The organism is Aeromonas bivalvium, from assembly GCF_046078285.1.
Taxonomy (GTDB): domain Bacteria; phylum Pseudomonadota; class Gammaproteobacteria; order Enterobacterales; family Aeromonadaceae; genus Aeromonas; species Aeromonas bivalvium.
In genome coordinates this window covers 745,429-757,888 of the sequence record NZ_JBGXBV010000001.1, presented here as the reverse complement: position 1 = coordinate 757,888, position 12,460 = coordinate 745,429, and the positions used below count along the sequence as shown (strand labels likewise).

At 57.4% G+C, this 12,460-nt stretch carries 12 protein-coding genes; 3 read left to right on the top strand and 9 right to left on the bottom strand.

Translation table 11 applies throughout. The features are described 5' to 3' along the window. Positions 1–94: 94 nt before the first annotated feature. Together ACEUCR_RS03450 and ACEUCR_RS03445 are read right to left on the bottom strand one after the other, a co-directional pair. Entirely contained in the window at positions 95–2,374 is a 2,280-nt protein-coding gene (locus ACEUCR_RS03450) for a DEAD/DEAH box helicase (protein WP_408788045.1), read from the bottom strand. After that, positions 2,362–2,919, bottom strand: a complete 558-nt coding sequence (locus ACEUCR_RS03445; RefSeq protein ID WP_197069445.1) for a hypothetical protein — start codon at positions 2,917–2,919, stop codon at positions 2,362–2,364. The genes ACEUCR_RS03450 and ACEUCR_RS03445 overlap by 13 nt, the downstream gene beginning before the upstream one ends. Before the next feature lie 1,162 nt (positions 2,920–4,081). Between ACEUCR_RS03445 and ACEUCR_RS03440 the strand changes: the two genes are divergently transcribed. Beyond that, the gene (locus tag ACEUCR_RS03440) at positions 4,082–4,393 is read left to right on the top strand and encodes a hypothetical protein (RefSeq protein ID WP_041994578.1); all 312 of its coding nucleotides are present in this window, start codon (positions 4,082–4,084) and stop codon (positions 4,391–4,393) included. Between the two features lie 85 nt (positions 4,394–4,478). Here the strand turns inward: ACEUCR_RS03440 and ACEUCR_RS03435 are convergent, their stop codons facing one another. The 7 genes from ACEUCR_RS03435 to ACEUCR_RS03405 all read right to left on the bottom strand — a co-directional run bounded on the left by ACEUCR_RS03435 (position 4,479) and on the right by ACEUCR_RS03405 (position 9,774). Next, positions 4,479–4,751 carry a hypothetical protein gene (locus ACEUCR_RS03435; protein ID WP_408788041.1) on the bottom strand — a complete coding sequence of 91 codons (273 nt, stop codon included), beginning with the start codon at positions 4,749–4,751 and terminating at the stop codon, positions 4,479–4,481. 340 nt (positions 4,752–5,091) lie between these two features. Further along, the gene (locus tag ACEUCR_RS03430; protein WP_408788038.1) at positions 5,092–5,847 is read right to left on the bottom strand and encodes a substrate-binding periplasmic protein; all 756 of its coding nucleotides are present in this window, start codon (positions 5,845–5,847) and stop codon (positions 5,092–5,094) included. A gap of 90 nt (positions 5,848–5,937) precedes the next feature. Further along, on the bottom strand, positions 5,938–6,438 hold the full coding sequence (locus tag ACEUCR_RS03425) for a GDYXXLXY domain-containing protein (protein ID WP_392442388.1): 501 nt from the start codon (positions 6,436–6,438) through the stop codon (positions 5,938–5,940). After that, complete coding sequence (locus ACEUCR_RS03420) at positions 6,435–7,445, bottom strand: DUF4401 domain-containing protein (protein ID WP_408746243.1); 1,011 nt, start codon at positions 7,443–7,445, stop codon at positions 6,435–6,437. Before ACEUCR_RS03420 ends, ACEUCR_RS03425 begins: the two co-directional genes overlap by 4 nt. 29 nt (positions 7,446–7,474) lie before the next feature. Further along, positions 7,475–8,422, bottom strand: a complete 948-nt coding sequence (locus ACEUCR_RS03415) for a DUF2157 domain-containing protein (RefSeq protein ID WP_392442390.1) — start codon at positions 8,420–8,422, stop codon at positions 7,475–7,477. 203 nt (positions 8,423–8,625) lie between these two features. Continuing rightward, on the bottom strand, positions 8,626–9,186 hold the full coding sequence (locus tag ACEUCR_RS03410) for a TMEM165/GDT1 family protein (protein ID WP_408788036.1): 561 nt from the start codon (positions 9,184–9,186) through the stop codon (positions 8,626–8,628). Between the two features lie 258 nt (positions 9,187–9,444). Then, on the bottom strand, positions 9,445–9,774 hold the full coding sequence (locus ACEUCR_RS03405) for a translation initiation factor (RefSeq protein ID WP_408788034.1): 330 nt from the start codon (positions 9,772–9,774) through the stop codon (positions 9,445–9,447). Between the two features lie 119 nt (positions 9,775–9,893). On the opposite strand from ACEUCR_RS03405, the gene ACEUCR_RS03400 reads away from it, so the two are divergent. Both ACEUCR_RS03400 and feoB read left to right on the top strand, forming a co-directional pair. Continuing rightward, entirely contained in the window at positions 9,894–10,121 is a 228-nt protein-coding gene (locus ACEUCR_RS03400; RefSeq protein ID WP_041994599.1) for a FeoA family protein, read from the top strand. Positions 10,122–10,176: 55 nt separating this feature from the next. Next, complete coding sequence (gene feoB, locus ACEUCR_RS03395; protein ID WP_408788032.1) at positions 10,177–12,447, top strand: Fe(2+) transporter permease subunit FeoB; 2,271 nt, start codon at positions 10,177–10,179, stop codon at positions 12,445–12,447. The last annotated feature ends 13 nt before the right edge of the window (positions 12,448–12,460 follow it).

Here is a 12,460-nt window from a genome sequence, read left to right as displayed (position 1 = left end):
AAAAAACCGCAGCCGAGGCTGCGGTTTTTTTATTGAGATAAATGTGGGATTTTAAGGGGGTAGTAATTAGGATTTAAGTATGCTATTTAGATGGCTAAGGTAAATACCACTCAACTAATTCTTGTATATGTGGCGAACTAAAAATCACATCTGGCTTAAACAATATATTTTCTTCAGAAATTTTATCGATATACTCTGATATTTCTTTTAGATCATCTGGTGGAAACCCATATCTTATTAATAGTGTGTGAGTAGTATTATTTGTTCCATACTTTAATAACTCAATCATTTTCAATGCGTTACTATCTTTTGTTGCACTATGATAAATATAAAATGCACCTATTAGTACATCCGATAGAGAGAATGCAATGACCGTATCGAGATAGTCGTAAGTATCGAAAACTATCGCATCATAGCTTACATCTTTTGCCTTGGTACCGTTTTGAAACAATGAATATGCCTTTGTTAAGGTGCTGTCTGGTAACTTATTCGCTGGCTGTGTAAATTTTGCAAATGCATTCCTATCACCATCGCGGTTAGATATATCGTTATACCGGAGCCCAACTATTTCCTTGAAAGGCCGGCCTCTAATCACGTTAAAGAAAATCACTATGGCTGTGTTAAATACATTGAGCTCACCGTCAAATAATTCTCTCCCTAGTGAGGCTTCATATATGAGGAGTAGGTTTTTTCTGACGATGTCTCGGTTTTCTTTGTTATCATGACCAAATATTTTTTTACCAAACTCATCACCATAAATTAAATCGAGAATTTGTTTGATTATATTGAAAGTATGTTCATTAGATAGTCGCTCTATCTTTGTTTGAGGTAGATTAATATCTTCATTGAAAGTTCCGTCGATTATTGATGAGACCAGCTCTTTTTCATCTGTAAATTCGTCAGCATCTGATTCCAATAGAGAGGTTTCTGATAGATGGTAAGAGCTGTTAACTCTAGAAGATAAGAGTTTGGCATTGTTTGTATAAACAAAGCCAAAGTCAAAAGTAGGTTTTTTTGAAAGTCTGCCACTTCTGCCAATTAGGTTCTTGAATGCTAAAGATTTGTCTTCTTCAGATTCACCTTGCATCCTCATATTATCTAACCAGACAATATCAAATGGCATGTTTATACCTTGAGCTAAGGTACTAGTCGCGAAACAAATTTTAGCAAATCCTTCCCTAATGAAATCTTCAATCAAGAATCTTACATTCAGTGGAACTGAACCATGATGAATAACAACCCCAATCCTTAATAATTCAACCAGCTTGGATTTATGATTGTTGTCATTTGCTCCCAGAACATTTTCTACCTCCTTAATTATTTCCAACGCTCTTTTATTTGTTATTTTATCGTAGTGGTCAACAAATTTCTTAAAGCTATCAAGGAAGTCTCCACGATAAAGAGATGCTTTCGATACAAAGACTAGAACTGATTTTTTACCATCAAATGCAAATCTTTCAAAATCACTATCCAACTCAATGCAATTATTTAGACGATGACCTTTTTCTATGTAAGGTGAAAAATAATAGTCTTTGCGGTTTTTATGGCCAAAAACAAATATTTTCCCTACGGTGTTGTGAGGGTAAGATCTTGAGTATGAACTTATTTCATTTATAGAGTGTTTTTTGAATTGAGCTTCTGGATTATCAACAAATGGATGTGCAAAAATTAATTTTGCCTCTGGATAATGCTTTTGTATCCGTCTCACTAATACATCAAATATAACTCCCCGTTCTTTTTCTTCTGAAACTTGAGCTTCATCAAAAAAGAATAAGGATATATTTAGGTTCATATTTGATGTAAATAATTCCCTAGCTCTTTCAGGAGTTAAAATGAATATTCGCCTTAGCTGTCTTTTTGTAAATACATAATCAACAAAAGATGAAATCATAACACTCTTATCATCTTTAAACTTATCTCGCATTGTTTTTATATATTCTGCAATTAATGCACGAGATGGAACGATAATGACACAGTCACCTTGAAGATCAAAAATATAATCTCGAACAGAAAATGATTTTCCTGCACTTGTTGGTGCAGATATAGACACAAACTGTTTTCTTTCTACTGCTGTTCTAACACTAGCTTGAACGGGAGTAAGGTATTCACCAAATCTTTTTTTGTGGTTATGTCCAATGCTAGATAGGATGAAGGAGTATAAGTTTTTTGGCTCTGTGTTTTTATAAAATAGGCCTAGGGTAGAAATTATTTTCTCTTCGTAAAATGTGAATGTATCTGGGTGGAAAATTTTATAGTAAGTTATGTTTTCTATTATGTTGTTATCTATGGGGCCATCAGAGTGTAATTTCCCAATCAATTTAAGCAGGTCATCTTCTGGACTGCTTGACTCTTTAATATTTTTTATGCTGAACATATCACACCTACTAAATATATTGCAGTGGCACCTTTGGCTAAACTTGAGTTACAGATACTATTAAGAGCATTGTCCATTATAGATTCATGGTTGTCAGAATTTATCGAGAATGCAGCAATTACACCAAAGTTATCATCATCCAAATTATTTATTGATTCAGCACTTGCTAGATTTTTTAGGTGAACTCTATCTCTGAAATGTTTCTCTTCATTTATAAAGCGTTCTATTTGTGGAATCGCTTTTATATGGGAGTTGATTGAGCCAGAATATTTTGCCTCTCCAAAATTAATAAGGTTTTCTGGACATTCTGTATGAAAGTCGAAACCTTCATTTTGTTTTCTCTGTGGCTTCCAAATTTCAGCTATAGGTAATGCTTTGTGTTCAAACACTATCTCTAAGGCCCGTGATGAACCTATCGAGATCATTACCTCACCAAATTCAGAACCAATTTCATTGCTGTCTTGAAATTTTTTAAATATAGCGACAAGTGCTTCTGCAGTATCATTAGCTGTATAGCTATAAGAACGTTTTGTTCCCTTGTCCATGGAAAGCATCCATGAAGTATCTAGAACAGATTCAGTTAGTTTTTGGGCTATGCATCTTAGGTCGTTTACAGTTATTAAACATGATTTTATATTTCCACTTGTTGGAAGCCTATTATGTTTGCATCCCCATTCTTTATCATCCGTTATCACAATACCTCCAATGTTAAAACTCATGTCCAAAATATATATGCTTGATTAGTGCTGTAGGTTCGATTAGCGAAGCGTAATCGGACATTCGAGAAATAAGATTTTATTACAGTGAAATATTCACTATCGGGCCTTCAATATAAAGCCGTTTCTGGATAGAGATGTATGCTACTTGCTGCTGTACCGCCATGATTTTTTCATCAATGCAACCGTGTTGATGGTAACTGTTGCATAGGTGCGACAATTTGCTCTCGCGATGGGGTGGGGGAGGGGCTGGATCAGAGATAACAACCCCCCCGATCGTTACCCCGCAAACACCAAACTGGCCTCGGTGCTGCGGGCCGGGCTATGCCCCCTGTTGTTCGCCGAGGTGAGCCCGTTTGTCCAGGCCGCGAGGCAGGACGCCGAGCGAGCGCCGCTGGGCCAAGGATGGCCCATCGGCGCGTGCCGTAGGACAAACGGGTGAGCAGAGGGCACCCGACGCAGGAGGGCGAACAAGTGGGGGTGGCCTTTCTTTTGGTGACTTTTCTTTGGCCACGCAAAGAAAAGTCACTCGCCAAGCCGCGCAGCGGCGGCGAAACCCCGTCGAGGACGGAGTCCTCGTGTCCTGCGCGGCGAAGCCGTGCCATTGAGGCGTGGGGCGGCATTCGCGAGGCAATGACGTTACCGACCCCTCACCCTAACCCTCTCCCACAAGGGGAGAGGGAATGGTTACCTTGGTGCAATGCGCTGCGCTTATTGCACCCTACGCCTCTCCCGCAAGGGGAGAGGGCACTGTTACCGCGGACGATTACGCTTCGCTAATCGACCCTACACGCTTATTGGCACCCTGCCTTTCTCCCGCAAGGGGAGGGGGAATGGTTGCCGTGGTGCAATGCGCTGCGCTTATTGCACCCTACGTGCCTATTGCTTCCAACGTCTCGCCCGAAGGGGGAGGGGAACTCTCCCGCCGTTTGGTGCCCCATCCCCCGGGATGCTAGGATGCCAGCCTTTCCCCATCACATCAGGCGTCGCCATGGCAAACCGGTTGGTCAGCAGTCACAGCAAGCGGATAGTACACAGAGCAGGGCAGGCAGGGCGCTGGCTCGCGGCCAGGGTGGGTGCTCTGTGCGAGTTTCAGCAGCGGATCTGGGTGGTCAGCATAGTGAACGACACCTACACGGATACCTTTATCGTCAACGAAGGCAGCTTCGAGCAGCCCATGCAGTGGATGCATCGCAAGGGCTACAGCGCCGAGATGCTGGCCCGGGTCGAGGCCATGGGCCGCTCCCAGGTCATCCAGCTGGAGTTGGGAGACGCCAGCCATCGGCTGATGCGGGTCAAATAGCCGGGTCGGCCCGTTTCTCTGGCCGCTCCTGGCGCTGCAAGCCAGGCTGCGACCAGCGATCTTGCGCGCCAGACGGCGGCGCCGCTCATGATTTGCCCTTGACCCTTTCTGTCTTGAGGGTGCCGGCATAGATGCAGAACGCCGAGTGGTAGTCGTTGTCGGCGATGGCGTCATTGACATCGCAGAAGTAGGCCGGATGCTTGGTGGCAATGGCATCCCCTGCCTTGTACTGACCCTGCAGACCCTCCTCCAGTGTGTCATGGTTGGCCCCAAGACAGGCCTGACCCGTGGTCTTGTCGCCGCCGCTCAGCAGGGCACAGAGGGCCATGCCCGCCATGGCTTTGACAAGGTTGTGCATCTCGATCCTGACCTGGTGAAACAGGTGTTGGGTGAGGGGGCATCCGCCAGGGACGCTACCGCCCCTGGCTGTCGCTACCACAGTGCGCTGCTGACTCTCTGCCAGGAGGGCCAACAGGCACCCTCGGCCATCTTACGGACCCATGGCGGTCCGCGTCATCCCTTGATTGGCCGGGGGCGTGAAATAAAGTGGATTTCGTGCGCCAGCGCACCTCGATGGCCCTGGCGCGAGCAGGAGGAAGGGGGCAGGCCCTGCCATGCCCCTGTGCCGAGCGTCGGGTTCGTCAGGGGGAGGCGTGCGGCGGCGGGCAAGGGCCGGGTAGCGGTCCTTGCCCGGGAGATCAGGGGGCGGGGAGGTACTTGCGCTGGATCTGCTGGTATTCGCTGCTGGCCAGCACCCGGGTGAGGCCGTCCTGGAACGCCTTGACGGTGCCGTCATCGACCCCCTGGCTGAAGGCGAAGCAGAACTGCTCCGAACTCAGGGTCCAGGCCACCTGGTAGTCGGCAGGCTCGAGCTGCTGTGCGGCAATCAGGCTCATGAAGGTGGTCTTGTTGGTGGAGACCAGATCGACCCGCCCCGAGCTCAGCATCTTGAGGGTCTGGGCGAGGCGGTTGGCGGTCATGATCTTCCCCTCGTCGAAGCCGTGATTGAGCAGCAGCTGCTCCCCCACGTCGGCCCGCACCGCCCCTATGGTGTATTGCTGGGCCTCTTCCAGCCGTCGCAGGCTCAGCTTGCGGCTGGCCAGACCCAGCAGCACGATTTCGGCATAGCCGATGGGGCAGGCCCATTTGAACAGGGGATCCCGCGCCTCGGTGCGGGCGGTGGCAAACAGAACCACGTTGGGCTTTTGGGTCAGCAGGTAGTAGCCCCGGGCCCAGGGCAGTATGCTGACGGGCTGCGGGGGCGTCTGGGTCTGCTGCCACACCTGTTGCAGCAGCTCGACCGCGAGCCCGGTGGGCTGGCCCGCCTCATCGCTGTAGTTGAAGGGGCGATACTCCTCGCTCAGATAGTGCAATTGCGCCAGGGCCGGGTTGGCCTGGGCGGCTGGCATGATGATGGTCAACAGCAGGCTCAGGGTGACAATCCATGATCTCATCTGCCTTCTCCTCTCGTTGCGGTCAGCCTTGAGTGTTGTCAAGGCGCGGGATTTCGCCAGTGACTCAGGCCCCGTGTATCCGCCCGAGCCCTACCAGCGACCCCGGATCGGACCGAGGGGGCGCAGGTCTGCGTCCCGCAGCCCCACCAGCAGCACGTCGCCATCCTGTTGCAGGCGAAACTCGCCATAGGTGGCGGCGCTGAAGCGATCTCCCTGACCCTCCTCGAAGAAGTAGGCATCCGGCCCAATCCTCAACTGCCCCTCTTCCCGGGTGAGGATGAGCCGCCGCTCGTCCGGCGCCAGCCTGGCGTCATCCCGCTCCCCTTGCCAGTGGGCCACCCCCTGCTGGTCGAGGCGGACCACCAGGGTGTGCCGCCCCCGGGCAGGGGCGGGATGGGCCTGGGCCCAGTGCCGCGCCAGTTCATAGTTGAGCCGCATATAGTCCCCCTGCATCAGGGAGCGGGGATCGACCGGAGCCAGACGCAGCAGCACGGGTTCCCCCGTCTCGATGGCCTGTTCGACACGCCAGACGCCGACATTGACCCCCAGCAGGATGGCGAGGCCGCAGAGCAGGATGGCAAGGGTTCTCATGAGACGCTCCGTACGCGTAGCAAGAGGGCGCGGATCAACAGCAACAGGGCGCCCGAGCCCAGCAGCAACCAGGACTTGGTCATCAGCGGCAGCGCCAGATCGTAGTAATAGAGGGAGCCAAAGCCGAGCAGCAGCAGGGCGGCCAGGGCCATCATGCCCAGGCTCCCCGCATAGAAGCCGAGCAGGAGCACCAGGGCCCCGGCCCCCATGCCGGGGATCAGGGCCGCCAGCAGCACCAGGGGCAGGGCAAGGATCCCCTGACGCCAGGGCAGGCGCAGCCGATGCAGCAAGGCCAGCAGCACGGCCGCGCACAGCAGGGGGTTGAGCCAGTGGGGCAGGCGCGGCTGGCCCAGCTCCTCGAGCAGGCTTACCTCCCCGAGCAGGGGCTGATGCAGGTGGCCGAGCAGCAGCAGGGAGAGCGCCAGGCCAAAGGCCATGGCCTCGTAGCGATCATGCTGGTGCGCTCTGCGCTCGGCCCAGAACCAGCAGCCAGCGAGCAGCCCCATCACCAGGGGCATGGCCAGGGCCTGCCAGCCGAGGCAGGCGAGGGCCAGGGTCAGCAGCAGGGCGGCGGCCAGGGCATGAAACAGCCGGATCAGCCAGTGCTCGAACAGGAAGGCGATGGCGAAGGCCAGGGCGCACAGCCCGGCCCAGGCGGCGAAGGAGTGCAGATCCATCCGATCCACCAGCCCGGCGATGAGCCAGGCGTCGGCCGCCAGGGTCAGGGCCAGCACAAACTGATCCCACAGATCGCTCCTGCGGGCGCGGCGGTTGAGCACCAGGGCGACGGCCAGCAGGGCCGCCCCCATGGCCAGGGCCTGGTCCGGGCTGCGGGCCAGATCCCCAAAGCTCAGAAACAGGAAGAACAGCAGGAAGAGGGCGGCGAGCCAGCCGACCACCCCCAGCATGAAACGGGTGGCCCAGTGGGGCTCCTGGTGTTGGGGCATCTCCCCCTCGACCAGGGAGGCCGAGCGCAGGGTTTGCCAGAGATCAGAGGATGAGGACATGGGGGCTCCCGGCGTGGTGGTGAGGGGTATCAGCTGTCATGGCGGGCCTCCCGGCGCTGGTGTTGCAGCCAGTGGCTCGCCGCCACCGACAGGCCGATGGCGATGATGCAGAGCAGCAGAAAGCCGTTCACGTCGGGCTCCATCCACTTGCCGAGCGCCGCCAGCAGCACGGCGATGACGCTCAGACACCCCATGGCGAGCCCGGTGATGAAGCTGTGGTGCCAGCAGCCATAGGCGGCGCCGAGCCAGAGCAGCCAAGCGGGCCAGGCCCAGGGGGAGGCGGCATCGAACAGGCTGAGCAGGACCAGCAGGGTGACCCCGAGCCCGGCGGCCAGGGCCGGCAGGTAGGCGGGCATCAGCCGGTAGCGTTCCGGCAGGCGCCACAGCAGCAGCCAGAGCAGGGCGTTGAGCAGGGCGAGGCACCAGGCCAGCCCCTCCTCGTCGAAGGAGAAGAAGAGGTCGAACATGCCAAGGCGCCAGTAGAGCACCAGGGCGAGCTGGCCCAGCAGCCAGCTCAGGGTCCAGAGCAGGGGGCTCTGACCCAGGAAGGCCCAGGGCAGCAGCAGCAGGGCCCAGAGCGCGAACAGCTGCCAGGGATCGGCCCCGGTCTGATAGGTCTGGCCCACCAGGGCGAGCAGGGCGCCGAGGTTGAGGGCGCACAAGAGCAGCAGCCCCTGGCGGGCCCCCTCGCTCAGGGGAACGCGCCACAGCACCAGCAGCATGGCCAGCAGGGGCAGCTCGACCAGGCCAAGGCGCGGCAGGCGCCCCAGCCCCTGCCAGTTGAAGGCGACGAAGAAGATGATGCCGGCCCCGAGGCAGAGGCAGCCGAGCAGCAGCAGCAGGCGATCGAACAGCTGGCGCCAGCGGTCGGGGGCGGGGGGCAGCTCGGCCAGACGCAGGGCATCGGCGAGCCGGTCGGGGGCGAGTCGGCCTTGCTTGATCCAGTCGAGCAGAGGGCGGCGGGCGTGATGGTGCATGGGCGGGCTCCGGGCAGTTTGCCGCATTATGGCATAGCACAGGGTCAACAAGGCAACTGGGCTCTGGCTGCGGTACCGGGCCGTTTGGCGGCGCCATGGCATGGCGCAGGGTGAACAAGGCAATGGCCATGGCGCCGGGCTGGGTCAGATAAAGGCAGGCCCCCTCGCGGGGAGGGGGCCTAGGAGACATGGCGGCGATGGGGTCAGGGGGTGACGATCAGGGTGCTGATGCCCAGGGTGGCGAACAGGATGGCGCAGCCGATGCGGATCCCCTTGAGGGGCAGCTTGTCCGCCCCCAGCTTGCCGAGCAGCACCACGGGCACGTTGGCCAGCATCATGCCGAGGGTGGTACCGGCGATCACCTGGGTGAGGGAGTCGTACTTGGCGGCCAGCAGCACGGTCGCTATCTGGGTCTTGTCACCCATTTCGGCGATGAAGAAGAGCACGAAGGTGGCGAGGAAGGGGCCGTATTTGTCCAGCGAACTCTCCTCGTCGTCCAGCTTGTCCGGCACCAGGATCCAGACCGCCATGGCGATGAAGGCACCCGCCACCAGATAGGCCATCAGCCTGGGGTCGAGCCAGCGGCTGACCAGTTCGCCAATCCAGGCGGCGGCGGCGTGGTTGAGCAGGGTGGCGGCCAGCATGCCGGCGATGATGGGCCAGGGTTTGCGAAAACGGCAGACAAGCAGGAGTGCGAGCAGCTGGGTCTTGTCGCCGATCTCGGCGATGGCCACGCTCAGGGTGGAGGTTAACAGGGCTTCCATAAAGATTACCGGGGGACGGAATTGTTATAAACCAGAGACAAGCCTGCGCCATCCGTCCCCGGTATTGGCACTGGCCCGTCAAAGGTCTTGTCAAATCCGGCATTGCTCTTGCGGATCACCCTGACCATGGTGAGTTGGCACCAAGTATGTTGATCAGGGTCTGCGGGCTGTTGCGCCCGTCAGAGACTACTCCCCCTCGATGGGAGCGGGCATTCTAGGGAACTTCCCTTGGCATTTCAAGGCGCAAGGGCGGGTTGGCTAGCCGCCGACCTGCTTGACGATGAAGCCCGCCTTCTCCAGCTCGGCCTTGATAAGGTCCCGTTTGTCCCCCTGGATTTCGATCACCCCCTCCTTGAGGCCGCCGCCGGTGCCGCATTTTTTCTTGAGCAGGGTGGCGATGGTCTTCTGCTGATCGGCGGGGACGCCATGGATGCTGATGACGCCGGCGCCCTTGCGCCCCTTGGTCTCGCGGCGAATGCGCACCACACCGTCGGCGGGGAAGGGGGAGGCGCTCTGGGGACTGGCCTGTTCCTTGATGAGGCCGCCATCCGTGCTGTAAACCAGGCGGCTGTTGTTGTCTGGAGTCATGGTCTTTCTTTGTGGATTAGCTGAGGGGAGTTTGATTTTACGCAAATTAATGTTGGGGGCACAGCTTATAATCCTCCCACTAAAAGCGAATTATTCTTGTTTAACCTCAGGAGCCCGTCATGGTACTCACGCAGTTGTCGCCGGGGCAGAGTGCTCGCATCACAAACATGAACCAGCTTGAGCGCAGCCTGCGACGCAAGCTGATGGTGATGGGCCTGTTGCCCCAGGCCGAGATCCTCTATCTGCGGGCCGCCCCCCTCGGGGATCCGCTCCAGATCCAGTGCCAGGGGATCTGCCTCTCCATGCAAAAGAGTCTCGCCCGGCAGATAGAAGTGGAGCCGGCATGAAGGCCTTGTCACAACACCATCGCCCGGCCCAAGGGCACACAGAGGTGAAACCGGTATGAACTACTCCCTGGTTACCGTCGGCAACCCCAACAGCGGCAAGACCTCGCTGTTCAACGCCCTCACCGGGGCCCGCCAGCAGGTGGGCAACTGGAGCGGGGTCACGGTCGACAAGAAGATGGGCGCGTTTCGGGCGGGCGATCATGAGTGCAAGCTGATGGACTTGCCCGGTATCTATAGCCTGGCCGGTGAGGATGGCAGCCTGGACGAGCAGATCGCCAGCCGCTTTGCCCTGGGCCAGCAGCCGGATCTGGTGCTCAACGTCATCGACGCCGCCAACCTGGAGCGATCCCTCTATCTGACCCTGCAACTGCGGGAGCTGGGGCTGCCCATGGTGGTGGTGCTTAACAAGATGGACATCTTGCAAAAGCGGCGGGAAGTGATAGACGAAGCCCTGCTGGCCGAGGCGCTGGGTTGCCCCGTGGTGGCCCTCTGTGCCCACAATCGCCAGCAGGTGGCCGACTTCAAGCGCCGGATCCCCGCCCTGACAGGCCAGCACCAGCCTGCCCTGCGCCTCGATTATGGCCAGCCCCTCGAGCAGGATCTGGCGGAACTTGAGACCCTGCTCGCCCCCCATCACCTCAGCGCCCGCGGCCGGGCCCTGCGCCTGCTGGAAGAGGATGAGGCGATGGAGGAGACCCTGCTGCCGGGTCAAGGGGCGGCGGCCGCCAACCTGGTCGCCCGTGCGCATCAGACCCAGGATGTCGACCTGCAACTGGCCGATGTTCGCTACGGCTACATCCATCACTGGGGGAGCCAGGTGCGCCAGCACAAGGGCAAGCTCACCCTGGCCCAGAGCGAGTGGCTGGACAGGGCGCTGCTCAACCGCTGGATTGGCATCCCCTTCTTCCTGCTGGTGATGTACCTGATGTTCCTGTTCGCCATCAATGTGGGCAGCGCCTTCATCGACTTCTTCGACATCATGGGGGGGGCCCTGTTCGTCGATGGGGTGCACCATGTGCTGGGCCTGATCCAGGCGCCGGACTGGCTCGGCGCCATTGTGGCGGACGGCTTCGGGGTGGGCCTGCAGACCGTGGCCACCTTCATCCCGGTGATAGGTTGCCTCTATCTGTTCCTCGCCGTGCTGGAGAGTTCGGGCTATCTGGCCCGCGCCGCCTTCGTGGTGGATGCCCTGATGCGCCGCCTCGGCCTGCCGGGCAAGGCGTTCGTGCCCATGCTGATGGGCTTTGGCTGCACAGTGCCCTCTGTGATGGCGACCCGTACCCTCAATTCCGAGCGCGAACGGCTGATGACCTCGGCCATGGCCCCCTTCATGTCGTGCGGTGCCCGCCTGCCGGTCTACGCCCTGTTTGCAGTGGCGTTTTTCCCGGCTTCCGGCCAGAACCTGGTGTTTGGCCTCTACCTCATCGGCATCCTGGTGGCGGTGCTCACCGGCCTGTTGCTGCGCAGTACCCTGCTGCCGGGCAAGAGCGATGCCATGGTGATGGAGATGCCGGACTATGAATGGCCGCGCCCTATCGATGTCGGGATCAAGACCTGGCAGAAGCTCAAGTCCTTCGTCCTTGGCGCGGGCAAGACCATAGTGCTGGTGGTGGCCGTGCTGAGCGTACTCAATTCCCTCGGCACCGACGGCAGCTTCGGCCATCAGGAGCAGGAGAGCTCCGTGCTGAGCAAGCTGAGCCAGGCGGTGACCCCTGTGCTGCATCCCATCGGGGTGCGCGACGACAACTGGCAGGCCACGGTCGGCATCGTGACCGGCATCTTCGCCAAGGAGGCGGTGGTCGGCACCCTCAACAGCCTCTACGCAGGCGGGGCGGGGGAGGAAGAGGAGGGCACCTTCTCCCTGGTGGCCAGCTTCCATGAGGCCATCGACGCCGTGGCCGCCAATCTGGCCGCCATAGATCCCGCCGATCCCATGGGGATCCAGGTCGGCGAGCTGGATGACAGACAAGCCGCCGCCGCCGCCCAGGAGGTGGACGTGTCAACCTACGGCAACATGCAGAGCCACTTCGACGGGGCCGCCGGCGCCTTCGCCTACCTGCTGTTCGTACTGCTCTACATGCCCTGCGCCGCCGCCATGGGCGCCCTGGTGCGGGAAACCGGTCGCCAGTGGGCCCTGCTGACCGCCGCCTGGTGCAACTACATGGCCTTCCTGTGTGCCACCCTCTTCTACCAGCTGGCCACCTTCGCCGACCATCCCGAGCAGAGCCTGCTCTGGGTGGCGAGCTATGGCCTCTCCCTGGCGCTGCTGTGGTGGGTCGGCCGTCGCCGTGGCGACATCGCCGCTCGCAAGGTGGTGGCCCTGTGACGGTGGCGAAGGT

Bases quoted from the DNA above. Each gene is read 5' to 3' on its own strand.
- ACEUCR_RS03450 (WP_408788045.1), bottom strand. From the start codon at position 2,374: ATGTTCAGCATAAAAAATATTAAAGAGTCAAGCAGTCCAGAAGATGAC.
- ACEUCR_RS03445 (WP_197069445.1), bottom strand. From the start codon at position 2,919: ATGGACAAGGGAACAAAACGTTCTTATAGCTATACAGCTAATGATACT.
- ACEUCR_RS03440 (WP_041994578.1), top strand. From the start codon at position 4,082: ATGGCAAACCGGTTGGTCAGCAGTCACAGCAAGCGGATAGTACACAGA.
- ACEUCR_RS03435 (WP_408788041.1), bottom strand. From the start codon at position 4,751: ATGCACAACCTTGTCAAAGCCATGGCGGGCATGGCCCTCTGTGCCCTG.
- ACEUCR_RS03430 (WP_408788038.1), bottom strand. From the start codon at position 5,847: ATGAGATCATGGATTGTCACCCTGAGCCTGCTGTTGACCATCATCATG.
- ACEUCR_RS03425 (WP_392442388.1), bottom strand. From the start codon at position 6,438: ATGAGAACCCTTGCCATCCTGCTCTGCGGCCTCGCCATCCTGCTGGGG.
- ACEUCR_RS03420 (WP_408746243.1), bottom strand. From the start codon at position 7,445: ATGTCCTCATCCTCTGATCTCTGGCAAACCCTGCGCTCGGCCTCCCTG.
- ACEUCR_RS03415 (WP_392442390.1), bottom strand. From the start codon at position 8,422: ATGCACCATCACGCCCGCCGCCCTCTGCTCGACTGGATCAAGCAAGGC.
- ACEUCR_RS03410 (WP_408788036.1), bottom strand. From the start codon at position 9,186: ATGGAAGCCCTGTTAACCTCCACCCTGAGCGTGGCCATCGCCGAGATC.
- ACEUCR_RS03405 (WP_408788034.1), bottom strand. From the start codon at position 9,774: ATGACTCCAGACAACAACAGCCGCCTGGTTTACAGCACGGATGGCGGC.
- ACEUCR_RS03400 (WP_041994599.1), top strand. From the start codon at position 9,894: ATGGTACTCACGCAGTTGTCGCCGGGGCAGAGTGCTCGCATCACAAAC.
- feoB (WP_408788032.1), top strand. From the start codon at position 10,177: ATGAACTACTCCCTGGTTACCGTCGGCAACCCCAACAGCGGCAAGACC.